The sequence below is a fragment of the Pontimicrobium sp. SW4 genome, assembly GCF_039954625.1.
Taxonomy (GTDB): domain Bacteria; phylum Bacteroidota; class Bacteroidia; order Flavobacteriales; family Flavobacteriaceae; genus Pontimicrobium.
In genome coordinates, this window is the sequence record NZ_CP157199.1 from 2,615,091 (window position 1) to 2,639,385 (window position 24,295).

The window sequence follows — 24,295 nt, forward strand, 5'->3', positions numbered from 1 at the left end:
ACAAATTATGAAAACTACCAATATGGAAATGCTCTTTACTCATACCATTTTTAAATATACCGTCAGTTTGTTAATTACCTTGTATACTGAAGAACAATTGTAAATTTCATGCATTTAATTCACAACCTGTTTTCATATTTTTCTAATGTTTTCCAAATATCTACAAACTCTTTAACCCCTTTCTTTTTAAGTTCCGTGTTTACAATTAGAATTTTACCAACTTTGGTTTTGGAATTAAAAAACATAAATGTTGCCACTCCTGGATCTCCTCCTGTATGACCTATTTGTCCTTGAGCAGAAATACCTATAAAAATCCCCATATTGTATTCGTCATTGTACAAGCTATCATTTCTTTCTTTATAATGTTTATCAGTTAAATATGGTTTAAACAACTCAATATAGCTTTCAGTAGTAAGGATTTTTCCTTTTGCACTGTACCCAGAAATTAGTTCTGATAAATATTTACCTAAATCACTTGATGATGTGATTAAACCTCCATCGGGATAAGTTACTAAATGGTAAAAGGCTAGTTGTGTTTCTTTATTCGCGTAAAGATTTGAATAATTTGAAAAATCTACTTCATGAAAAGACCAACCAGTATCAGACATTTCTAAAGGTTCAAAAATATAAGTCTTTGTAAATTCATTAAAGGATTTACCTGTTGCATTTTCTAAAACAAAAGCTGCTAAACTTGCTGCAACATTGGAGTATTCAAAAAGCATTCCTGGTTTGGCTTTTAAAAAATTACTTTTTTTATACCATTTACCCTTTTCATTTAAAATGTTTTTCAAAAAAACACTTTGTGTTATCATTTCATCTGGAGAACGGAAATTACTATTTACTTTAGCTTCTCCATTGTTTTTATCTTTTAAAATGTATCCATTTTTTTCATATCTAGAAGGATCTTTAATACTAGACGTATGTGTCGCCAATTGCCGAATAGTTATTGGTGTATTCGGAAAATAAGGATTGACCACATTAAAAGGTAAATACTTGTTTATAGGATCATCAAGATTAAGCTTATTAAGTTCTTGAGCTTTTAACAAAGCAATCCCTATAAAAGTTTTAGAAATAGAAGCAATATTCTGGATAGTATTTTTTGTATACTTTTTGTTTAATTTTCTATTAGAATAACCAAATCCTTTTTCAAAAAGCGTTTCTTCTTCATTTACAATTGCCACCGAAAATCCGTTAATATAATCTTGCGAATAGATTTGCTCTAGATCTTCTATTAGTTTTTTTGTTATTGATTCTTTTGTTTGTCCGTAGCTATGACAGAACAAAATGCTTAATGTAAGTAGAATAACTATTTTCTTCATTTAAATACTTATGAGCTTTAAAACTGTTAAATATAGTTATTATTAGCTTTTTAGTTTATAGTATACTAACTCTGTTCTTTTTGATCATTTACACTTGCACAAAACGAAGCTAGATTAATTTCTTTACAAAGCCTACTATTAAGGAAACTTAGCTTTAATTTTATCTAGGCACAAATTATGAATACTCCCAATATGGTATTTAGATACACTTCTCTTAATGACTCGAATTTAAATTTTACCAATATACATTTGAGACAATCCACAATTATATAAATTGATTGCAAATACATTATTTTTTAATAGCATTTAAGCCCACACTAAATTTATACCCAAATTGAAATTGAAAAAAGTTGGAATCTCTTTGTCTATCTATATCATTAAACACTTTTAGCCTTAAAAAAATCGCACTTGTTTTTGAACTAGCTGGGAAATAGGATATTTCAGATTCTAATTTAAATGCCAAAAGATGTTTTTGCATATCAATAATTTGGTTATAATTGTTCCAATCATCTAGATTATACCATATAAACTCTGTTGATAGATTAAAACCAAAATTATCAAATCGTCTAAAATCTAAATTCGCCCCGACTCCCAAACCCATGGCTTTATAGTTTTCCTTTTCTTTTTTCTCTGCATCGAAAGCTACATTGGCAACGTTGTACCTTGCTGCTCCATAAATATTAACTTCAAAAGGCAATTCCTTACTAAACTTAAAATTTAAAACATCAAGTTTAACTCCTAAACTTAGGTAGGTTTTTTTAATTACATCTAGTCCATTTACCAATGAATCGCTGTTTATTTGCACTATATTATCTCCTTCATCAAATCGAGAAAATCGCACATAAGGTTTGATTTTTTTTAAATAATAAATATTTGTATTTGGATATCTAAAAGGGAAAATATAAAAACTAGCATCTCCTTCAAACTGTACAATACCATTAGGATCATCATTAAACAAGCCCAAAAAGTCAGTGTAAGCTCTTAGCTCTAACACATTTTTTAAACTGGTATCTTGCCTTAACTCATAAACTGTAGGACTGGTGTTTTCGTCTTCTATTGGAAATGAAAAGTTTTGGTCATCAGGCACAAAGTTTTTTCCAGGCTTATTTATATACTGCAATACATCACTTAGTCTAACATAATACTTTTCATCTTTATATTTTCCATCGTCAATCTCATCTATTCCTTTTTTTTGTTTAGAAGAATATTGCAAATAAAATTTATAGGCCGTTTTTGAAAATCTAAGTAATGATATTGGCCATATTTTATTTTCAAATAGATAGACACTTCCTTCACTATCTTTTAAAAACAACTTAATATCTACCAAGCTTCCTTCATATAACTCAAGATCAATCTTATGAAACTTATAGGATTTAGGAGAATATTCAAAACTAAAAGAGTTATCCGCTTTCTCTTTATACTCAACAAGAAATATATCTTTCTCCTTTTCAGGAATGCTAAAATTTCCAAAATAAGATTCACTCTCTCGGTTAAGCATGTCTTTAATTATTTCATCTTCAGTTTCTCTATTGAAAAATTTATCTTTTTCAATGATTTTTTTATCGCCAAAATAGAGATATACTTTCGCTTCTTCTTTTTTCGCTTCTTCTTTTACAACTTTCGAATATTTATTAATATTATAAAACTTATCAAGCGAATCTTTTTTCACACCGTCTGCTAAGTCTTTGATATCACTTTGTAAATAATAATTTCGAGCTAACTGAGCTTCTTCAAATATTTTATTTAAATCTGATATTAAACTATCTAATTTTTTGAGTTCTACCTCTTTTATGCTGGAAAAGGACTTATTTTTAACGAGAGTATCAAATTTATCTTTTTCCTTATTATAAATATTGAGAGTTTTCACATACCTCTCTTGTTTTTCTTCCAAATCTTTTTTTACATGCTCTTTATCAATTTGCGCATACCCTAAAAAGGATGCAAAACACATTAAAACACAGGTTACTTTTTTTAATTTCATGGTAATCAGTTTTAGTTATTAAATAAGAAATAACAATGAAAAATAACTGAAAATTAGAATCTTTAAGGGAGAGTAAAATATTATAATATGCAACAATATAATAATTTATTAATTGATAATCAAATCGTTGCAATTAAAATAAAGAATACATCTACTTGCTTATCTAAATCGTTAGACACTTTTAACCTTAAGCTAGTTTTTAAGCTAATAAGATATTTCAATTTTGCAAAGAAATATACTTAATCACATATAACACAAGCTTAACTACTCTGGAAACTTAGCCTTAATCTTATCTAAACACAAATTATGAATACTACCAACATGAGAATGTTCTTTGCTCATATCTGGTTTATACGTTCCATCTTGTACTTGTGCGCCAATTTGTTGATACGCTTTTCTAAACGACAATCCATCGACTACCAAATTATTAATACTATCTACCGTAAACAGGTATTGGTATTTTTCATCACTCAAATCAATATCTTTTACAATTACTTGTTGTATTGCGTAATTAAAAATATCTAGACTATTTTTTATATCCTCGAAAGCATTAATCATAGACTCTTTTAACAACTGAAAATCTCTATGGTAGCCACTTGGCAAATTGTTTGTGATTAATAGCATTTCGGTGTGCAATGCTTGAATTTTATTACATTTTCCTCTTATGAGTTCAAACACATCTGGATTCTTTTTATGTGGCATGATGCTACTTCCAGTAGTCAACTCATCTGGAAAAGATATAAAACCAAAATTCTGACTCATATACAAGCAAATATCCATTGCAAATCTGCTTAAAGTATTGGCTAATCCTCCCAAGGCACTTGCAACTGCTCGTTCACTTTTACCTCTGCTTAATTGAGCCGCAACCACATTGTATTTTAAGGTTGAAAAATCTAGTTCCTTAGTTGTAAACTCTCTATCAATAGGAAACGAGCTACCATAACCTGCTGCAGACCCCAAAGGATTTTGATCCACAATTTTGTTTACCGCGTTTAACATATGTACATCGTCAATCAATAATTCGGCATAGGCCGAAAACCATAAACCGAATGAGGATGGCATAGCTACTTGTAAGTGTGTATAACCAGGTAATAATTTGTCTTTATAGGTTTCAGCTAACTGTAAAAGCGTATCAAATAAGGTTTTGACTTTGGTAGTTACTCCGGAAAGGCTCTCTTTATAATATAATTGCAGTGCTACTAAAACTTGGTCGTTTCTGGAACGTGCTGTATGAATCTTTTTACCGACGTCTCCACACATTTGGGTAAGTTCTGCTTCTATTTTGGAATGTACGTCTTCAAACTGATCTTCAATAATAAAAGAACCTTCTTCTATTTGTTGACTTAAAATAGCTAGTCCATGTTCTAGCTGTTGCAATTCTTCAGCAGAAATTATAGTAATTTTCTTCAACATTTTTGCATGTGCCAACGATGCAATTACATCGTATTTAGCAATATGTAAATCAATTTCTCTATCGTTACCAACAGTGAATTGCTCTATTTGTTTGTCTATTGTAAATCCTTTGTCCCAGAGTTTCATAATTGTTGTCTTTTGTCATTCCTGCGAAGGTAGGAATCTATTTATTCTTTATTGTTATTTTGTGGATTCCTGCCTTTGCAGGAATGACAGAATTGTTAAGCAACTACTTTATTCAACAATTCAATATATATTTTAACACCTTCTTCTATCTCTTTGAGATAAATAAACTCATCCGCAGTATGCGATCGTGTACTATCTCCTGGTCCTAATTTTAAAGAAGGACAGGTTAAACATGCTTGATCTGATAAAGTTGGAGATCCGTAAGTTTTTCTACCCAAAGAAATTCCAGCCTTTACTAATTCATGATTCACTGGAATGGAAGATGAGTTTAATCGTAAACTACGTGCTTTAATGCTTGTACATGGTGAATTATGCACTAACAAATCTGCAATTTCCTGATTAGAGTATTTATCATTTACACGCACATCAACTACCAAATCCACCTCAGCTGGAATTGCATTATGTTGTTTTCCTGCATTAATTTGTGTCACGGTCATTTTTACTTCGCCTAGTACTTCTGAGACTTCTTTAAATTTAAAATCTCGAAACCATTTTAGCACACTTATGGTATTATAAATAGCATTATCATGATTAGGATGCGCCGCATGACTAGGCGTGCCTTTTACCTTGGCATCAAAAACTACCAAGCCTTTTTCGGCTATTGCTAGATGCATTAAAGTAGGCTCACCAACAATGGCAACATCTATTTTTGGGATAATAGAAAGCATGCTATTTAACCCATTTGCACCACTACTCTCTTCTTCGGCAGAAGCGACAATTACCAAATTATAGTTTACATCTTTCTTCTCATAAAAATGCGTAAATGTTGCCAATAAAGATACTAAACAACCTCCTGCGTCATTACTTCCCAATCCGTACAACTTACCGTCTTCAACAATCGCTTTAAAAGGGTCTTTAGTATACCCATTATTTGGTTTTACTGTATCGTGATGCGAGTTTAATAGAAGCGTTGGATTGTGCTTGTTAAAATATTTATTAGTAGCCCAAACATTGTTTTTTGTTCTTTGAAACGGAATCTTATAATTCTTAAACCAATTCTCAATTAAAACTGCGGTGTTCTCTTCTTCGGAAGAAAACGATGGTGTTTCGATTAAATTTTTGAGTAACGTAATAGCGTTTTTTGTTAATTCTTTTTGCTTCATTATTTCTGAATGGTTGTGAATTTTGAATTAGATTCGAACAGCATGTTTGGCTTCCCAATACACACTTTAGTTACCTGATGTTCTATCGCATGAAAACAGTTGTTGATTTTTGGCAACATGCCGTCTGTAATAATCCCTTCATCAATTAAAAATTGATAAGTCTTTGTGTTAATATTTGGAATGATCGAATCCTCATCGTTTACATCTTTTAGTACACCGTTTTTCTCAAAACAGTAATACAATTCTACCTTAAAATCATTAGCAAACGCAATAGCCAATTCTGATGCTATAGTATCTGCATTGGTATTTAACAACTGTCCATTCTTATCATGTGTTAATGCACAAAAAACTGGGCTTACATCATTATGAAGTAATAACTGTAATACTTTTGTGTTTACTTGTATGATATCTCCAACAAAACCAAAATCTACTTCTTTTACAGGACGTTTCACAGATACTATTGTATTTCCATCTGCTCCAGAAAATCCAACAGCATTACAATTGTTTGCTTGTAATTGTGCAACAATATTTTTATTAATTTTTCCGGCATATACCATGGTTGCAATATCTAAAGTTTCTGGATCTGTGATACGTCTTCCATTGGTCATTTTTACATCAACTCCCATTTGATTCGCCAATTTTGAAGCTAGCTTTCCACCTCCATGCACCAAGATTTTTGGGCCTCTTAGTTTAGAAAAATCACCAAGAAAATCTATCAATGATGCTTTATCATCAATGATATTTCCTCCAATTTTTATAATTTTTAATGTTTTCATTTTTCTTGTCAAGCTGAACTTGTTTCAGCTTCTCATTATGTGATTCTAAAATAAATTCAGAATGACGATTATTTAACGTTTTCTAATATGTTCTTCAATACTACTTGAGCAGCAAATGTCCTGTTATTAGCTTGTTGAATGACTACTGATTGCTCACTATCTAACACAGCATCCTCAACCACAACATTACGCCTTACAGGCAAACAATGCATAAATTTTGCATTCCCTAATTTTTCTTTTGTCATCATCCAATTAGACTCTTGCGACAAGATTTTTCCATAGTCAGAATAACTACTCCAATTTTTTACATAAACAAAATCAGCATCCTTTAAAGCATCTACTTGATTATAATTAATTGGAATATCCTTGGTTATTTTAGCATTTAACTCATAACCTTTTGGATGTGTTATACTAAAATCTACATCCAACTCCTGCATCATGGTTACAAATGAATTCGCAACTGCTTGCGGTAATGCTTTTGGGTGAGGTGCCCACGACAATACTACCTTTGGTTTTTGCTTTGTCTTTAACTCTTCAATGGTTATAGCATCTGTTAATGCTTGCAATGGATGCGCTGTTGCACTTTCCATATTTACAATAGGCACAGAAGCGTATTTTTTAAAATTATTGAGTATATACTCCGTTTCGTCCTTAGCCTTATCTTTTAAACTTGGAAATGCTCTAATTGCAATAATATTGGCATATTGTGAAATTACCTGAGCAACTTCTTTAACATGTTCGGCAGTATTTAAATTCATAATACTCCCGTCTTCGTATTCTAAATTCCAAGCATCATTGACATTTAAAATCATGACCTCCATACCTAAGTTTTTTGCTGCCTTTTCGGTACTTAGTCGCGTTCTTAAGCTAGAATTAAAAAATAGCATAACCAATGTTTTATGCTTTCCTAAATTTTCAAATTGAAATGGGTTTTGCTTTAATTGAATTGCTTCCTGAATAATTTTGGGAACATTTTCAATATCATCTATGTTTATATATTTTTTCATTTTTTTAATTTTTACGTCAAGCTGAACTTGTTTCAGCTTCTCATTAGTATATTTTTATGCGATTCTGAAATGAATTCAGAATGACGCTATTAACTACTTAGTAACCTACTCCTTAATGCATCAAAAAATAGATCTATATGTTCTTTTTGAATTGTTAAAGGTGGTAGAATTCTTAATAAATTAGGATTCTTTGAACTTCCAGTGAATATATGATGCCTATGTATCAATGTTTTTCGTAATTCTGCTATTGGGAAATCGAATTCCAATCCTAACATTAACCCTCTTCCTTTTATGTTTTTTATTTGTAAAATTCCTCCTGCTTTCTCAATGAAATATTTAGAAATTTCTTTTACATGCTGCATTACATTCTCTTTCTTCAACACATCCAAAACAGCTATTGATGCTACACATGCCAAATGATTTCCTCCAAAGGTTGTTCCTAATAATCCAAATGATGCTTTAATATCTGGGTGAATTAATATGCCTCCGATAGGGAATCCATTACCCATGCCTTTCGCCATCGAAATAATATCTGGCACAATATCATGTTTTTGAAAAGCAAAGAAATCACCTGTTCTTCCAAATCCACATTGGATTTCATCTGCAATTAAAAGTGCCCCATGAAGTTTACACAATTTGCTAATGCCTTGATAAAACGCTGTAGTAACCTCATCCAATCCTCCAATTCCTTGAATAGTTTCAATAATTACAGCACAAACATCTCCTGTTTTCAATACGTCACTTAACCCTTCTAAATCTCCCAATTCTAAAAATGCTACTTCTTGTTGAGCATTTATTGGTGCAATTATTTTAGGATTGTCGGTTGCGGCCACAGCTGCAGAAGTACGACCATGAAAAGAGTTTTTAAAGGACACAATTTTCTTATTTCCAGTATGAAAAGATGCTAACTTAAGAGCATTTTCATTAGCTTCTGCTCCAGAATTACATAAGAATAATTGATAACTCTCACAGCCTGATAACTTCCCTAATTTATCCGCTAATTCAATTTGCAAAGGGTTTTGAATAGAATTACTATAGAACCCTAATTTGCCGACTTGGTCGCTTATACGCTTTACATATTCTGGATGCGAATGACCAATTGAAATTACAGCATGACCTCCATATAAATCGAGATATTTAGTGTTGTTTTCATCATACACATAAACACCTTTTGCAGTTACAGGAGTGATGTTAAACAAAGGATATACGTCGAATAATTTCATAATTGCTCTGTTTTAATACTATTAATTTTCTTATAAGAAGACACCATCCCTTGAATTAAAGAAGAGCTTAATCCTTTATGTTCCATTTCGTTCAAACCTTCTATCGTACACCCTTTCGGCGTGGTTACTTTATCTATTTCCTGTTCTGGATGATTGCCTGTATTAATTAATAAACTTGCAGCTCCTTCACAAGTATGCATAGCTAATGCCTGTGCTTCTTTAGCATCAAAACCTAGTTGAATTGCTGCTTGCGTTGTTGCTCTAATCAATCGCATCCAAAATGCAATTCCGCTAGCACAAACTACAGTTGCAGCTTGCATTTGACTTTCAGGAATCGTTAATGAAGTTCCTAACCTGTTAAAAATAGCCTCTGCAATTTTTACTCTTAAACTTCCTTTTTCATTACTACACAAACAGGTCATAGACTTCCCAACTGCAATAGCTGTATTTGGCATTGCTCTAATTAGAAATTTATCTGCTCCAACAATGCTTTCCATTTTTTCAATGGAAAACCCAGTAATGGTCGAAATCAACACATGATTTTCATGAAGCAATGGTTTTATATCGATTAAGATATTCTCCATATGTGCTGGTTGAACAGCAAAAATTATGATGTCTGAGTTTTTAACCGCTTCGGTATTATCCACCGTTAGAAATACATTTTTATAACCTTCAAACTCTTTTATGCTATCTAAATCCCTCTTTGTTAAATAGAGTGATGTAATGGCATTTGTTGTTATCAATCCTTTTGCGATTGACTTTCCTAAATTTCCTGTTCCTATGATTGCTATTTTCATATTTATTGACCGCGAAAGCGGTTATCTTTTTAATTAAACTTTTTTCTAACTAAGACCTTTCGACTGCGCTCAAGGTGATAGCATGTTAAAAAAAGTTGGCTTTAAGCTGTAATCCTTCAACTTCTTCAAAACCATACATTAAATTCATGTTTTGAATGGCTTGACCTGAAGCGCCTTTTAATAGATTATCTATTATGCTTGTAATTAATAATTTGTTATTGTGTTTGTGTAAATGCAATAAACATTTATTTGTATTTACAACTTGCTTCAAATGCACCTCTTCATTAGACACAAAAGTGAAAGCTGCATCTTTATAGTAGTCATTATAAAGTTTTTTAGCGTCTTCTAAACTACCTTGAAATTTTGTGTACACTGTGGCGAAAATTCCTCTAGAAAAATTCCCTCTATTGGGCATAAAATTAATTTCAGAATTAAAATCATTTTGTATTTGCTTAACTGTTTGATTTATTTCTCCTAAATGCTGATGCGTAAACGCTTTGTAATGCGAGAAGTTATTGTCTCTCCATGTAAAATGCGTTGTTTTGGACAAGGACGTTCCAGCTCCTGTTGCTCCTGTAGTTGCATTAATATGAACATCATCATTTAACAAACTTTTATCCGCTAATGGTAAAATCGCCAATTGCAAGGCCGTTGCAAAACAACCTGGATTTGCTATATAATTCGCAGATTTAATCTTCTCTTTTTGTAATTCTGGTAAGCCATATACAAAGGTTTTGCCTTGAAAGACCTTGTCCTTTTCTAATCTGAAATCGTTACTCAAATCGATCATCTTTGTTTTAGCCGAAAAGCTATTCTTTTCTAAAAAAGCTTTTGAATTTCCATGTCCTAAACATAAAAACAAGACATCGATACTTGAATTAATTGAATCTGTGAAATTCATATCTATGGAACCCACTAAATCTTGATGGATGCTACTAATTTTATTTCCTGCATTTGATGTGCTGTACACAAAATTGATTTCTGCTTTTGGATGATGCATCAACAATCTTATTAATTCTCCAGCTGTATAACCAGCTCCTCCTATGATTCCTACTTGTAGCATAACTAATTATTTACTTGTTGATATATTTTGTTTTGATTTCCAAGAATCTTAATGAATCCTTTTGCTTCTTCATCGGTCCAACCTTTGTTCATTTCGCCATAACTTCCATACTTTGCATTCATTAAATCATGTTTGGAAATTATTCCATCTAAAGAAAAATGATACGGTTTTAAGCTTACAATAACGTCTCCAGAAACTTGCTCCTGACCACTCTGTAAAAAGGCTTCCATGTCTCTCATTACAGGATCCAAATATTGACCTTCATGCAAATGCATTCCATAAAAACTTGCTAAATACTCTTTGTGTTGTAACTGCCATTTAGTAAGTGTGTGCTTCTCTAATAAATGATGTGCCTTTATAATGATTAAAGCAGCAGCAGCTTCAAAACCCACTCTCCCTTTTATACCAACAATAGTATCGCCTACATGAATATCTCTACCTATTGCATATACTGAAGCTAGATTATTCAACACTTCAATATTAACCTCAGGATTGTTTTCTATTCCATTAACAGCAACCAATTCGCCTTTTAAAAAAGTTAATGTCACTTTTTCTTCTTCAGTATGTTCTAATTGTGAAGGATACGCTTCACTTGGCAACGGTTTTTCTGAAGTTAAAGTCTCCTCGCCTCCAACGCTTGTTCCCCAAAGGCCTTTGTTAATAGAATATTTTGCCTTATCCCAAGACATGTCAATACCATTACTTTTTAGGTATTCAATCTCTTCTTGTCTTGATAGTTTTTGATCTCTAATTGGTGTAATAATTTGAATATGTGGTGCTAAAATTTGAAAAATCATATCGAACCTCACTTGGTCATTTCCTGCGCCTGTACTTCCATGTGCAATATATTTTGCGTCTATACTTTTTGCGTATTCAACAATTTCGATAGCTTGAATAATTCTTTCGGCACTGACAGATAAAGGATAGGTATTGTTTTTAAGTACATTTCCAAAGATTAAATACTTTACTACTTTTTGATAGAATGTCCCAACCGCATCAATGTTTTTATACGTAGATACTCCCATTTTATAAGCATTTGTCTCAATGGTATTTATCTCTTCTTGCGTAAATCCGCCAGTATTAACACTCACTGCATGCACGTCATATCCTTTTTTTGATAAACTAACGGCACAATAAGACGTATCTAAACCTCCACTATATGCTATGACTAATTTTTTCATTTTTTATTATTTTTTAAAAACATTGCTTGTTTGATAAGCTTTAATCTTTGAAACACCTTTGGCTTGATTTGCTTATTATTCTCTGTTTTTGATTTAACTGAATCGTACAACATTCCAGTGCACAAACACATTTTTTGTTCTGTCCGCTGTAATACATCGTAGTTTTTACATGTTTGACAACCGTTCCAGAAAGATTGATCGTTTGTCAACTCTGAGAAAGTGACTGGTTTATAACCTAAATCGCTATTCATTTTCATAACCGCTAATCCAGTAGTAATACTAAATACTTTAGCTTCGGGAAATTTAGTTCTAGAGTGCTCAAAAACTTTCTGTTTTATTTGTTTTGCTAGTCCCTTATTCCTAAAATCCGGGTGTACTATTAAGCCCGAATTAGCAACAAATTTTCCATGACTCCACACTTCGATGTAACAAAAGCCTGCAAATTTATTTCCATCTAAAGCTATAACAGCATTCCCATTTTCCATTTTGGTAATAATATATTCTGGCTTGCGTTTCGCAATACCAGTTCCTCTAACTTGTGCAGCTTCTGCGATAGTTTCGCAAATAATTTCTGCATAAATACTATGTGATTTATCCGCAATAATGATTTCCATTATTATCTTGATTTTGAATTAAACTCTTTAGAAAAATATGATTTTGAGAAGCAGAACTGGACTCACCTTAGTTCTAAAACATAAAACACCCTTACGGGCGACGAGGGAAAAATCGGCGTACAGGAACCTTGTTATCTAAAGAGATAACTAAATTTTGAAAAAATGATATTAAAATGGTTTTGTACAAGGTGAAAAAAATAAAATTACGTATTGGATTATTGCTAAATAGAAGAATTAGCGACGTCGATTGCGCAAGCGCAATATGGGTGAATTTGTACGTATTTTATTGTATGATATTTTCATTGGTGTAAATCTAAGAATTATTTTTATACAACAACTATTTTATCAATTTTTTTAATAATTTATTAAAAAACTACACCAAAAACTGAAATAAATCTGGTTTATCGTTTAGATAATCTCCATAAAAATTATGCAATTTCATCTTAGTAATCAATGGCTTTAAATCGGATGGTGATTTTAACTCTAACCCTACAACTGCAACATCATTCTCACGATTTGCCTTTTTTGTATACTCAAAATGAGTAATATCATCATTTGGGCCTAAAATTTCAGCCACAAACTCTCTTAAAGCTCCTGGTCGTTGTGGAAACTTAATAATAAAATAGTGTTTTAAACTCGCATATAATAATGCGCGTTCTTTTATTTCGGGAGTTCTTGTAATATCATTATTACTACCACTAACTAGGCAAACCACATTTTTACCTTTAATCTCATCAGCATAAAAATCTAATGCTGCAATACTTAATGCGCCTGCTGGTTCAACAACTACAGCATCTTTATTATATAATTCTAGTATTGTTTGACATACTTTGCCTTCAGGAACAGTAATCATATCGTCTAAAGTATCTTTACAAATAGCAAAGGTTTTATCGCCAACGCTTCTTACTGCAGCACCATCAACAAAGTTTTCAATATTTTTAAGCTTTATAACGCGTCCTTTTTGTATGGATGTTAGCATGGACGGAGCTCCTTCTGGTTCTACTCCAATTATTTTAGTTTTAGGAGATAGTAACTTAAACACAGTAGATAAGCCTGAAGCTAATCCACCACCTCCTACAGGAATAAAAACATAATCAATAGGTTTACTACTTTGGTTGATTATTTCTAATCCTACAGTCGCTTGACCTTCTATTACTTTTTCATCATTAAAAGGATGAATAAACGTTTTATTTAAACGCTCGCACTCTACCAATGCTTCATGATAAGAATCATCAAAAGTATCACCTACCAATACTATATCTATAAATTCTTCACCAAACATTTTTACCTGCTCCACCTTTTGATTAGGTGTTGGAGCAGGCATATAAATAGTTCCTTTTGTTTGTAATAATTTACATGATAATGCCACACCTTGTGCATGATTTCCTGCACTTGCACATATTACTCCGTTTTCAATTTCACTTTCGCTTAAAGAAGCCATTTTATTATAAGCACCTCTAATTTTATACGAACGTACTTGTTGCAAGTCTTCTCTCTTGAATAATACATCACAGTCAAATTGTCTTGAATATCTTGTATTATAAGTTAAAGGCGTTATAGACACAACATCTTTTAACTTGTTTGCTGCTGTTTCTACTGCCTTTATACTTGGGAAATATGTTGTTGTGGTTTTCATACTTATTAATTAAGCTAAGACTGGATTTTTTTGAGTTTCGGTTTTTATAACCTTCATATCAGTCATAGCAGTACGCAGTGTTTTTCCAATAGATTCAATTGGATGGTTTCTAATGTTATTATTAACCTCAATTAATTCAGCATTATCAACAGCATTTGTTGTTGAAAAAGATTTCCCAATAACATCTGTTTTAATAGATTTCATAAAATCTACTAACATTGGTTTTGCAGCATGGTCAAACAAATAACATCCGTATTCAGCTGTATCTGAAATAATGCGATTCATTTCAAATAATTTTTTTCTAGCTACTGTATTTGCAATTAGCGGCAACTCATGTAATGACTCATAATAAGCTGACTCTTCTATAATTCCAGAATTCACCATAGTTTCAAAAGCTAATTCTACTCCTGCTCTTACAAAGGCAACCATTAGCACACCATGGTCGAAATATTCTTGCTCTGATATGTGCTCAGATGTTGCTTCTGTTTTTTCAAAAGCAGTTTCTCCTGTTGCAGCTCTCCATTTTAATAAATTTACATCGTCATTTGCCCAATCTTCCATCATAGTTTGAGAGAAATACCCAGACATGATATCGTCCATATGCTTCTCAAACAATGGTTTCATAATTGTTTTAAGCTCTTCTGATAATTGGTATGCTTTAATTTTAGCAGGATTAGATAGACGATCCATCATATTTGTAATACCGCCATGTTTTAAGGCCTCAGTAATAGTTTCCCAACCATACTGAATTAATTTTGACGCATAATTAGGATTAATTCCTTCTTCTACCATTTTATCAAAAGATAAGATGGAAGCTGTTTGTAACACGCCACATAAAATAGTTTGCTCACCCATTAAATCACTCTTTACCTCAGCAACAAACGACGATTCTAATACACCTGCTTTATGTCCTCCTGTTGCAGCAGCATACGCTTTTGCTTGCTCCCAACCTTTTCCTTCTGGGTCATTTTCAGGATGCACAGCTGTTAATGTTGGTACTCCAAAGCCTCTTAAATACTCTTCTCTGACTTCGGTTCCAGGACACTTTGGTGCTACCATAATTACGGTAAGGTCTTTACGAATTTGCTTCCCCTCTTCAACAATATTAAAACCATGTGAATACGACAATGTCGCACCTTGTTTCATCATTGGCATTACTGTATCCACAACATTTGAGTGTTGTTTATCTGGTGTTAAGTTTAAAACCAAATCTGCATTTGGTATTAACTCTTCATAAGTCCCAACAGTAAATCCATTAGAACTAGCATTTTTAAAAGACTGACGCTCTTCTTTAATAGCTTGTTCACGCAGTGCGTATGAAATATCTAAACCAGAATCTCTCATATTCAATCCTTGGTTTAATCCTTGTGCTCCACAACCTACTATTACTATTTTTTTCCCTTTTAAAACTTCAACTCCGTTCTCAAATTCTGAAGATTCCATAAATCTACACTTAGACAATTGATCTAGTTTTTGACCTAACGATAGTGTATTAAAATAATTTGCCATTGTTTTTTGTTTTTATTGATTAAATGCCTTTAGCATTTGTGATATTTGCATTGGTTCTTTAGTGACTGCTATACGTCCTGAACGTGTAAACTGTAAAATTCCGAAAACACTTAACTCTCTATGTAAAAGCTCTATCTCATGTCTTCTACCTGACTTTTCAAGTACAAAAAAATCTCTATTTACAGTGACAATTTGAGCATTACTCTCCTTAATTATATTCTGAATTTCACGCTCTTCAAACAGTAAGTCAGACTTAATTTTAAACATTGCCGATTCCTGATAAATGGTTTCTTCATCAGTATGATAATAGGCTTTTATAACCTCTATTTGTTTTTCAATTTGACCAATAATTTTTTTAATTTGATCTTCGGTCATTTCTACAACTATTGTAAAACGAGAAACACCTTCAATTTCAGATACTGAAATGTTTAAACTTTCAATATTTATACGTCTTCTTTGAAAAATTGCCGAAACACGATTTAACAATCCAATATTATTTTCGGTATATATAGAGATTGTATATGTTTTATTTTCTATATCCATAACTATTCTAATCTTATATCTGATACTGAGGCTCCCGAAGGCACCATTGGAAATACATTATTTTCTTTTTCTACACAAACTTCTAAGAAATATGCCTCTTTTGAAGCCATCATTTCTGACACAGCGTTTGCTAAATCTTCTCTTTTTGTAACACGTTTAGCATCTATATAGTAGCCTTTAGCAATTGTTATAAAGTCTGGATTTGTCATTTCTGTAGATGCATAACGTTTATCAAAAAACAATTGCTGCCATTGACGTACCATTCCTAAAAACTCATTGTTTAATACCACAATCTTCACTGCTGCTTTTTGCTGAAAAATGGTTCCTAATTCCTGTATAGTCATTTGATAACCACCATCTCCTATTATAGCAACTACTTCTCGTTCTGGCGCTGCCATTTTAGCTCCAATAGCTGCAGGTAATGCAAATCCCATAGTCCCTAAACCACCTGAAGTAATGTTACTTTTTGTTTCATTAAACTCGGCATAACGACAAGCAATCATTTGATGTTGCCCAACATCAGACACTATTGCTGCTTTACCTTTGCTTTGAATGTTAATCTCTTTAAGAACTTCACCCATTGTTAATCCTTCTTTCGTTGGGTGTAAATCATCCTTAATCACTTTTTCAAATTCAAAAGCATATAAATCTTTGAATTTTTGAAGCCATTCCTGATGAGAATTTTTATTTAGTAATGGTAATAACAATTCTAAACTTTCTTTTGCGTTACCTAATACAGCAACATCTGTCTTTACATTTTTATCTATCTCTGCAGGATCAATTTCAAAGTGAATAACTTTAGCCTGAGTTGCATATTCATCTAATTTTCCTGTTACACGATCATCAAAACGCATCCCAATAGCGATTAACACATCACATTCATTGGTTAATACATTTGGCGCATAATTACCATGCATTCCTACCATTCCAATATTTAATGGATGTGATGTTGGTATAGCAGAAGCCCCCATAATAGTCCATGCCGAAGGTATTCCTGTTTTATCTATAACTGCTTTAAATTCTTCTTCGGCTTTACCAAGAATCACACCTTGACCCCAAATTATCATTGGTTTTTTCGCATTATTAATTAACTCTGCCGCCGCTTTAACTGATTCAATATTTGTTTCAGGAATAGGCTTGTAGCTTCTTATGCCTTCACACTTTTTATATTGAAAATCAAACTCTTCAAATTGTGCATCCTTAGTAATATCTATTAAAACTGGTCCAGGGCGTCCGCTTTTTGCAATATAAAATGCTTTTGCAATCACTTCAGGTATTTCTGATGCTTTGGTTATTTGGTGATTCCATTTAGTTACTGGTGTTGAAATTCCAACAATATCTGTTTCTTGAAATGCATCACTACCAAGTAAATGTGAAGGCACTTGACCTGTAATACATACCATTGGTGTAGAATCTATTTGTGCATCTGCTATCCCAGTTATTAAATTAGTAGCTCCTGGTCCAGAAGTTGCCATAGCAACTCCTACTTTTCCAGAAATGCGAGCATATCCTTGCGCTGCATGTGTAGCACCTTGTTCGTGACGTGTAAGTACATGATGTATTTTATCTTGATACTTAAAAAGTTCGTCGTAAACTGGCATTATAGCACCACCTGGATAACCATATAGTATATCGACACCTTCTGCTAATAAACATCTTACTATGGCTTCGCTACCTGAAATACGCTCTTTAGGCTGCTCTAAATATTGCTTTTGTTTTATTGTTTGTGTATCCATAATTTTAATTAAAATTCATCAGTTACACATCCTTTAGATGCTGATGATACAGTTCTTGCATATTTATATAATATTCCTTTTTTGTGCTTTAAGTCTGGCATAACCCAATTAAATTTTCTTTCTAATAACTCTTCTTCAGAAAGCTGTACATTAATGGAATTGTCTTCTGCATTAATTCTAATTTTGTCCCCAGTTTGTAATAAGCCTATGGCTCCACCTGACTGAGCTTCTGGTGTAATGTGTCCTACTACAAAACCGTGTGTGCCTCCAGAAAAACGTCCATCTGTGATTAAAGCAACCGACTTCCCTAAACCAGCTCCCATAATTAGAGACGTTGGTTTTAACATTTCTGGCATTCCTGGGCCACCTTTAGGCCCTACATAACGTATTACAACTACATCGCCTTTTTCAACCTCTCCATTAGATATTCCAGTATTAGCAGCTTGCTCTCCATCATATACAACCGCTTTACCTTCAAACAATAATCCTTCGTTTCCGCTAATTTTTGCAACCGCTCCTTCGGGAGCTAAGTTTCCATATAAGATTTGAATATTTCCTGAAGTCTTTAATGCTTTATCTTTTGGATAAATCACATCTTGATTACTTTCAAACGTAAGTGGCTCAATATCTTTTAAATTTTCAGCTAAAGTTTTTCCTGTTACTGTTAAACAATCTCCATATAAATATCCATTGTCTAATAAATATTTCATAACTGCTGGTGTACCTCCAATACCATGAACATCTTCCATTAAATATTTTCCAGAAGGTTTTAAGTCTGCTATTAATGGTGTTCTATCACTAACTCGTTGGAAATCTTCTAAAGTAAAATCTATATCAGCAGCATGCGCAATTGCTAAAAAATGTAGCACTGCATTTGTAGAACCTCCTAATGCATTTACCAATGCAATAGCGTTTTCAATAGATTTTTTAGAAATTATATCTAAAGGTTTTAAATCTAGCTCTAGTAGATTTTTAATAGCTAACGCAGTTCTTTCTGCTTCAGATAATTTGTTTGGATTCTCAGCTGGAATTGACGAGTTATATGGTAATGAAAAGCCCATACACTCAATTGCTGAAGCCATTGTATTTGCAGTATACATCCCACCGCAAGCACCAGCACCTGGAATGGCTCTTCTTATAATTTCTTTATACTCATTCTCATCTATTTCACCAGCAACTTTTTGCCCTAAAGCTTCAAAAGCTGAGACTATATTAAGCTTTCTTCCTTTATACTTTCCTGAAGCTATAGTACCACCATACATCATTATAGATGGTCTGTTTAATCGTAGCATAGCAATAACTGCTCCTGGCATATTTTTATCACAGCCAACAACAGAGATTAGCGCATCATAACTCTGTGCATTCATTACAGTTTCTATAGAATCTGCAATTATATCTCTTGAAGCTAAAGAATAATTCATACCTGAAGTTCCCATAGATATCCCATCACTTACACCAATGGTATTAAACCCTAACCCAACTAAACCAGCTATCTTACATTCTATTTTTACTTCTCCAGCCAAACCATTTAGATGCATATTACATGGGTTTCCATCATAACCAGTACTAGCAATCCCTACTTGGGCCTTATGCATATCTTCATCAGTTAAGCCTACTGCGTACAACATTGCTTGTGATGCTGGTTGAGACTCATCCTGTGTTAATCTACTACTATGTTTATTCAATTCCTTCATTCTATTTCTATAATTTCTTGATAAGCGAAGCTTATAGAGTTCGAAAGTAAATCTTTACAAATATTCTGTGTTTTACTCATTTATTTCTCGTTTAAATTCATTTAACAGCGACTTAATTTAATTTATTGATTATCAATTATTTAATTAATTATTTTTATGATGTTCAATACTTAAAAAATTATCATAAAAAAAACCTGCATCTTACTGATACAGGCTTTAAATATGATTATAGCAATCTGTATCAACTCAACTGGAGCTAATAATGACAACAACACAAATAATGATTGCTATGGTAAATTCTATATTCATTTTTTCTATAAACTAAAAAAACCTTCCGTTTAGGGAAGGCTTTAAATTTATTTTAAAATTTACAATACCATTCCCTATCGTTGTGAAATAATCACTACGACAATAATAGAAATAATATTTAAAATTTGTTTTTTCACAATAATTAAGACAAATATCAAAAAATATTTTAACATTACAAATATTCTATATTTTTATTTTCAACATTAAAACTTAATATATTTACACTCTTATATAATTTTATATGCTTAAAACAGTAGATGTAACTTTTTCTTACACTAAAGAATCTTCTTTTAATTTTCCTGATATTGAGTTAACCAGTAGTCAGTCATTATTAATTCTTGGTAAATCGGGTATTGGTAAGACTACTCTTTTACATTTATTGGCAGGAATTTTAAGTCCTGATAATGGAGATATTTTCGTCAAGGATACCAATATCACCAGTATTAGTAGTAAAAAATTAGATACTTTTAGAGGAAAGCATATTGGTATTGTTTTTCAAAACACTATTGCCGTTTCGTCATTGACCGTTTACGAAAACTTACAAGCTAGATTGTATTTTAGTGGAATTTCCAATCAAAAAGAAGCGATTGAAAACATTTTGGATCAATTAGATTTAGTTTCTGTAAAAAACCAAAAACCTAATACATTAAGTACAGGTCAATTGCAACGTTTGGGTATTGCTTTAGGCGTTATTCATAAACCAGATATTATTCTTGCAGATGAACCCACTTCAAGTTTAGATGATGAAAATTGTGAATTAGTAATTGATTTATTGAAAAATCAGGCAAAAAAGTCGAATGCGAATTTGATTATCATCACTCATGATCAACGTATAAAAAATTCATTTACTAATACTATTGTTTTATGAACATTGTAACGCTCAGTTATAAAAATATTATTGCCAAACCGTTACAAACTTTTTTAACGGTTTTAATACTTTCTTTAAGCATAGGACTACTCCTTGGAGTAAAACAGCTGAACAAAGTTTTTGAATCTCAATTACAACAAAGTTTAAACGGAGTTGATATGGTTGTTGGTGCCAAAGGTAGTCCGTTACAATTAGTACTTTCTACTGTTTTACATATTGACAATCCCACTGGGAATATTTCTTATAATGAAGCAAAAAAGATTGCAGAAAACAAATACATTGAAGATGCTATTCCAGTTTCAATTGGCGATAATTATAAAGGCTATAAAATTGTTGGTACTTCTATTGGTTTTGTCGATTTACATAAAACCAGTATAGAAACTGGAGCTATGTTCAATACAACCAATGAAGTTGTAATAGGTAATGCTGTTTCTGAAAACTTAAACTTAAACATTGGAGATACTCTTTATAGCTCGCATGGAATGATTGAAAATGCTGTTGAAAATCATGATGAACATCCTCTTAAAGTTGTAGGGATTTTGAAACCTACGCAAAATGTTATTGATCGATTAATTTTAACAAATCTAGAAACTGTTTGGCATCTCCATGAACACGAAGATAAAAATAGTAACCATGATAATCACAATCATGACAACGAAGATATAACAGCATTATTAATAAAGTTTCAAAATAAAAGGGGATTGTTATTTCTCCCAAGGAGTATTAATGAAAATACACCATTTCAAGCAGCATTACCAAAGTATCAACTAGATAAACTTTTTAAATTTACAGCAATAGGCACAAAAGCAATTACATGGATTGCTCTTTCTATCTTATTGGTTTCTGGCATAAGTATGTTTGTTAGCTTATATAGAATGGTAAAAGAAAGAGCTAAAGAATTAGCTTTAATTAGAACCTATGGCGCTAGTAGAAACAGGTTAATTTTACTTGTATTTTCTGAAGGTTTATTAGTTGGCCTTTTTAGCTTTTTCTTTGGAGTTTTGTTAGCTACCTTTAGCTTACAAGCTATATTTTCGTTAATTAAAGACACTTATAAACAACAAATCTATTTATTAGAATACCATAATGACATCTTAGAATTGTTATTGTTTATATTTGGTATAATTATTATTGCAACATTAATAGCCATTCGTCCAATATTTAAAATGGATATTTCTAAAATTATAAGTCATGAAAGTTAAATCTGTATTGTTTTTTTTACTTTTTACTTTGTTTTACACGACTGCTTTTAGTCAAGAAAAAATAACTTGGAAAGAGCTCACTACTATATATCGCAAAGAGATTTATAATAAGAAAAGTGACGAAGAAAAAAAAACCACCTTATTTTACAAAGAAGTTGTCCTTAAAAATAAGGACGATAAACAAACAATATCTCTAAAAGATGTTGAAGGAAAAGAAGTTACCATTAGAGGTTATTTTTTAGACTTAGGTGCAGATTCTATGTGGTACATGCTCTCAAGATTTCCTTTCGAAAATTGCTTTTTTTGCACTGGTGTTGGTCCCGAAACGGTTATGGAGCTTGTGGATTTTCAAAATCAAAAATCAAAACTTAAAACCGATGACATAGTTACCGTTACAGGTACCCTATATTTAGTAAAAGAAGACGATGAATATTTCTATAATTTAAAAAATTGCACTGTAAAACTTTCTGAATCATAATTCAATATTTCTTGAGTTAAGTTAAAATTAGTTTTCTGTAAATCTAGAAATGGAATGATGTTTTTCTAAAAGAGTAAGCTTAAGGGTTGGTTTTTAGATTTTTTTTCGGTTTGGCACCTATTTATAACAAAACCGTTTTTTAGTTTACCGATATTTTTTACATTTGCGAACGAACAATACGAGGAAAAATTTGACCTGATTGCAACCTCATAAAAAATGCTAAAGCAGTAATTACCATACTTCTCTAGCTACTTAGCAATTACAATTTTCCTTATTTATTAAAAACAGTGATTTATGGCATATTTATTTACTTCAGAAAGTGTTTCTGAAGGACATCCAGATAAAGTAGCAGATCAAATTAGTGATGCTTTAATTGATAACTTTTTAGCGTTCGATAGAGACTCAAAAGTAGCTTGTGAAACTTTAGTAACTACAGGTCAAGTAGTATTGGCTGGCGAAGTAAAATCGAACACTTATTTAGATGTTCAAAAGATAGCAAGAGAAACCATTAATAAAATTGGTTACACGAAAAGCGAATACATGTTTGATGGAAATTCTTGTGGTGTGTTTTCTGCTATCCATGAGCAATCTGAGGATATTAATAGAGGTGTAGATAGAGAAAACAAAGAAGAGCAAGGTGCTGGAGATCAAGGAATGATGTTTGGCTACGCTACAAGTGAAACCGAAAACTACATGCCTTTGGCATTAGATTTGGCACATCGTATTTTAATTGAACTTGCTGAATTACGTCGTGAAAACAAAGATATTACGTATTTACGTCCAGACTCAAAAAGTCAAGTGACTATTGAGTATAGCGATGATAATATACCTCAACGTATTGATGCTATTGTAGTATCTACGCAGCATGATGATTTTGATACTGACGATGCAATGCTTGCGAAAATCAGAAAAGATATTGTTGCTATTTTAATACCTCGAGTCGTAGCAAAGTTGCCTAGTGAAATTCAGGCTCTATTTACTGATGATATTACATATCACATTAATCCTACAGGGAAATTTGTTATTGGAGGCCCTCATGGAGATACAGGCTTAACTGGGCGAAAAATTATTGTAGACACCTATGGTGGGAAAGGTGCTCATGGTGGAGGTGCTTTCTCAGGAAAAGACCCAAGTAAGGTAGATAGAAGTGCCGCTTACGCCACACGACATATTGCAAAAAACCTAGTTGCAGCAGGAGTTTGTAGTGAAATTTTGGTGCAAGTGAGCTATGCAATTGGTGTTGTTGAGCCAATGGGAATTTTTGTAGATACTTACGGTACTTGTACTTTTAATATGACCGATGGTGAAATTGCTGAAAAAGTATCTCAGATTTTTGATATGCGACCAGCTGCTATTGAAGAGCGTTTAAAACTACGTAACCCTATGTATAGTGAAACTGCTGCCTATGGACATATGGGAAGACCTCATGAAACTGTCACTAAAACTTTCCAACAACCAAATGGTGAACCAATTACTTTAGATGTAGAGTTATTTACTTGGGAGAAATTAGATTATGTTGATAAAGTAAAAACTGCTTTTGGTTTATAAACCTGATTGGCTTTAATGAAACGAGATTTAATAATACAAAACCTCATAATTAGTTTTATGAGGTTTTGCTGTTTGACTTTTTAATAAAAAAAGACGAACTTCGTTTTCA

General features: G+C 32.3%; 20 protein-coding genes. 4 read left to right on the forward strand and 16 right to left on the reverse strand.

The window, feature by feature from the left end:
* Window positions 1–119: 119 nt before the first annotated feature.
* The 16 genes from ABGB03_RS12175 to ilvD all read right to left on the reverse strand — a co-directional run bounded on the left by ABGB03_RS12175 (window position 120) and on the right by ilvD (window position 19,781).
* Window positions 120–1,319: a serine hydrolase domain-containing protein gene (locus tag ABGB03_RS12175; RefSeq protein ID WP_347922843.1), complete on the reverse strand. Its 1,200-nt coding sequence runs from the start codon at window positions 1,317–1,319 to the stop codon at window positions 120–122.
* Between the two features lie 289 nt (window positions 1,320–1,608).
* Window positions 1,609–3,300 (reverse strand): hypothetical protein, encoded by a 1,692-nt coding sequence (locus ABGB03_RS12180; RefSeq protein ID WP_347922844.1) that lies wholly within the window; start codon window positions 3,298–3,300, stop codon window positions 1,609–1,611.
* Between the two features lie 264 nt (window positions 3,301–3,564).
* Window positions 3,565–4,839, reverse strand: coding sequence for an argininosuccinate lyase (argH, locus tag ABGB03_RS12185; RefSeq protein ID WP_347922845.1), 1,275 nt, complete (start codon window positions 4,837–4,839; stop codon window positions 3,565–3,567).
* 95 nt (window positions 4,840–4,934) lie between these two features.
* The gene (locus ABGB03_RS12190; protein WP_347922846.1) at window positions 4,935–6,002 is read right to left on the reverse strand and encodes a M20 family metallo-hydrolase; all 1,068 of its coding nucleotides are present in this window, start codon (window positions 6,000–6,002) and stop codon (window positions 4,935–4,937) included.
* Complete coding sequence (gene argB, locus ABGB03_RS12195) at window positions 6,002–6,778, reverse strand: acetylglutamate kinase (protein ID WP_347922847.1); 777 nt, start codon at window positions 6,776–6,778, stop codon at window positions 6,002–6,004. Before argB ends, ABGB03_RS12190 begins: the two co-directional genes overlap by 1 nt.
* A gap of 68 nt (window positions 6,779–6,846) precedes the next feature.
* On the reverse strand, window positions 6,847–7,785 hold the full coding sequence (locus tag ABGB03_RS12200) for an acetylornithine carbamoyltransferase (RefSeq protein ID WP_347922848.1): 939 nt from the start codon (window positions 7,783–7,785) through the stop codon (window positions 6,847–6,849).
* 89 nt (window positions 7,786–7,874) lie between these two features.
* Entirely contained in the window at window positions 7,875–9,008 is a 1,134-nt protein-coding gene (locus ABGB03_RS12205) for an aminotransferase class III-fold pyridoxal phosphate-dependent enzyme (RefSeq protein ID WP_347922849.1), read from the reverse strand.
* Window positions 9,005–9,805, reverse strand: a complete 801-nt coding sequence (gene proC / locus ABGB03_RS12210) for a pyrroline-5-carboxylate reductase (protein WP_347922850.1) — start codon at window positions 9,803–9,805, stop codon at window positions 9,005–9,007. The genes ABGB03_RS12205 and proC overlap by 4 nt, the downstream gene beginning before the upstream one ends.
* A gap of 85 nt (window positions 9,806–9,890) precedes the next feature.
* Window positions 9,891–10,868 (reverse strand): N-acetyl-gamma-glutamyl-phosphate reductase, encoded by a 978-nt coding sequence (gene argC / locus ABGB03_RS12215; protein ID WP_347922851.1) that lies wholly within the window; start codon window positions 10,866–10,868, stop codon window positions 9,891–9,893.
* 2 nt (window positions 10,869–10,870) lie between these two features.
* A complete protein-coding gene (locus ABGB03_RS12220) occupies window positions 10,871–12,049 on the reverse strand; it encodes an argininosuccinate synthase domain-containing protein (protein ID WP_347922852.1) in 1,179 nt (392 codons plus the stop codon).
* Window positions 12,046–12,663 (reverse strand): GNAT family N-acetyltransferase, encoded by a 618-nt coding sequence (locus ABGB03_RS12225; protein ID WP_347922853.1) that lies wholly within the window; start codon window positions 12,661–12,663, stop codon window positions 12,046–12,048. Before ABGB03_RS12225 ends, ABGB03_RS12220 begins: the two co-directional genes overlap by 4 nt.
* Before the next feature lie 373 nt (window positions 12,664–13,036).
* Entirely contained in the window at window positions 13,037–14,299 is a 1,263-nt protein-coding gene (ilvA, locus tag ABGB03_RS12230) for a threonine ammonia-lyase IlvA (protein ID WP_347922854.1), read from the reverse strand.
* Between the two features lie 9 nt (window positions 14,300–14,308).
* Window positions 14,309–15,808, reverse strand: a complete 1,500-nt coding sequence (gene ilvC, locus ABGB03_RS12235; protein WP_347922855.1) for a ketol-acid reductoisomerase — start codon at window positions 15,806–15,808, stop codon at window positions 14,309–14,311.
* A 12-nt stretch (window positions 15,809–15,820) separates the two neighbouring features.
* Window positions 15,821–16,351 (reverse strand): acetolactate synthase small subunit, encoded by a 531-nt coding sequence (ilvN, locus tag ABGB03_RS12240; protein ID WP_347922856.1) that lies wholly within the window; start codon window positions 16,349–16,351, stop codon window positions 15,821–15,823.
* Window positions 16,352–16,353: 2 nt separating this feature from the next.
* Window positions 16,354–18,087, reverse strand: coding sequence for a biosynthetic-type acetolactate synthase large subunit (gene ilvB, locus ABGB03_RS12245; RefSeq protein WP_347922857.1), 1,734 nt, complete (start codon window positions 18,085–18,087; stop codon window positions 16,354–16,356).
* Window positions 18,088–18,095: 8 nt separating this feature from the next.
* Window positions 18,096–19,781 (reverse strand): dihydroxy-acid dehydratase, encoded by a 1,686-nt coding sequence (gene ilvD, locus ABGB03_RS12250; RefSeq protein ID WP_347922858.1) that lies wholly within the window; start codon window positions 19,779–19,781, stop codon window positions 18,096–18,098.
* Between the two features lie 550 nt (window positions 19,782–20,331).
* Here ilvD and ABGB03_RS12255 point away from each other — a divergent pair.
* From ABGB03_RS12255 to metK, 4 genes are all read left to right on the forward strand, one after another.
* On the forward strand, window positions 20,332–20,958 hold the full coding sequence (locus ABGB03_RS12255) for an ATP-binding cassette domain-containing protein (RefSeq protein ID WP_347922859.1): 627 nt from the start codon (window positions 20,332–20,334) through the stop codon (window positions 20,956–20,958).
* The gene (locus ABGB03_RS12260; RefSeq protein WP_347922860.1) at window positions 20,955–22,160 is read left to right on the forward strand and encodes an FtsX-like permease family protein; all 1,206 of its coding nucleotides are present in this window, start codon (window positions 20,955–20,957) and stop codon (window positions 22,158–22,160) included. The genes ABGB03_RS12255 and ABGB03_RS12260 overlap by 4 nt, the downstream gene beginning before the upstream one ends.
* On the forward strand, window positions 22,150–22,638 hold the full coding sequence (locus tag ABGB03_RS12265) for a hypothetical protein (protein WP_347922861.1): 489 nt from the start codon (window positions 22,150–22,152) through the stop codon (window positions 22,636–22,638). Before ABGB03_RS12260 ends, ABGB03_RS12265 begins: the two co-directional genes overlap by 11 nt.
* A 294-nt stretch (window positions 22,639–22,932) precedes the next feature.
* On the forward strand, window positions 22,933–24,186 hold the full coding sequence (gene metK, locus ABGB03_RS12270) for a methionine adenosyltransferase (protein WP_347922862.1): 1,254 nt from the start codon (window positions 22,933–22,935) through the stop codon (window positions 24,184–24,186).
* Window positions 24,187–24,295: the final 109 nt, after the last annotated feature.

Coding starts and splice junctions, on each gene's coding strand:
- ABGB03_RS12175 (WP_347922843.1), bottom strand. CDS start 1,319: ATGAAGAAAATAGTTATTCTACTTACATTAAGCATTTTGTTCTGTCAT.
- ABGB03_RS12180 (WP_347922844.1), bottom strand. CDS start 3,300: ATGAAATTAAAAAAAGTAACCTGTGTTTTAATGTGTTTTGCATCCTTT.
- argH (WP_347922845.1), bottom strand. CDS start 4,839: ATGAAACTCTGGGACAAAGGATTTACAATAGACAAACAAATAGAGCAA.
- ABGB03_RS12190 (WP_347922846.1), bottom strand. CDS start 6,002: ATGAAGCAAAAAGAATTAACAAAAAACGCTATTACGTTACTCAAAAAT.
- argB (WP_347922847.1), bottom strand. CDS start 6,778: ATGAAAACATTAAAAATTATAAAAATTGGAGGAAATATCATTGATGAT.
- ABGB03_RS12200 (WP_347922848.1), bottom strand. CDS start 7,785: ATGAAAAAATATATAAACATAGATGATATTGAAAATGTTCCCAAAATT.
- ABGB03_RS12205 (WP_347922849.1), bottom strand. CDS start 9,008: ATGAAATTATTCGACGTATATCCTTTGTTTAACATCACTCCTGTAACT.
- proC (WP_347922850.1), bottom strand. CDS start 9,805: ATGAAAATAGCAATCATAGGAACAGGAAATTTAGGAAAGTCAATCGCA.
- argC (WP_347922851.1), bottom strand. CDS start 10,868: ATGCTACAAGTAGGAATCATAGGAGGAGCTGGTTATACAGCTGGAGAA.
- ABGB03_RS12220 (WP_347922852.1), bottom strand. CDS start 12,049: ATGAAAAAATTAGTCATAGCATATAGTGGAGGTTTAGATACGTCTTAT.
- ABGB03_RS12225 (WP_347922853.1), bottom strand. CDS start 12,663: ATGGAAATCATTATTGCGGATAAATCACATAGTATTTATGCAGAAATT.
- ilvA (WP_347922854.1), bottom strand. CDS start 14,299: ATGAAAACCACAACAACATATTTCCCAAGTATAAAGGCAGTAGAAACA.
- ilvC (WP_347922855.1), bottom strand. CDS start 15,808: ATGGCAAATTATTTTAATACACTATCGTTAGGTCAAAAACTAGATCAA.
- ilvN (WP_347922856.1), bottom strand. CDS start 16,351: ATGGATATAGAAAATAAAACATATACAATCTCTATATATACCGAAAAT.
- ilvB (WP_347922857.1), bottom strand. CDS start 18,087: ATGGATACACAAACAATAAAACAAAAGCAATATTTAGAGCAGCCTAAA.
- ilvD (WP_347922858.1), bottom strand. CDS start 19,781: ATGAAGGAATTGAATAAACATAGTAGTAGATTAACACAGGATGAGTCT.
- ABGB03_RS12255 (WP_347922859.1), top strand. CDS start 20,332: ATGCTTAAAACAGTAGATGTAACTTTTTCTTACACTAAAGAATCTTCT.
- ABGB03_RS12260 (WP_347922860.1), top strand. CDS start 20,955: ATGAACATTGTAACGCTCAGTTATAAAAATATTATTGCCAAACCGTTA.
- ABGB03_RS12265 (WP_347922861.1), top strand. CDS start 22,150: ATGAAAGTTAAATCTGTATTGTTTTTTTTACTTTTTACTTTGTTTTAC.
- metK (WP_347922862.1), top strand. CDS start 22,933: ATGGCATATTTATTTACTTCAGAAAGTGTTTCTGAAGGACATCCAGAT.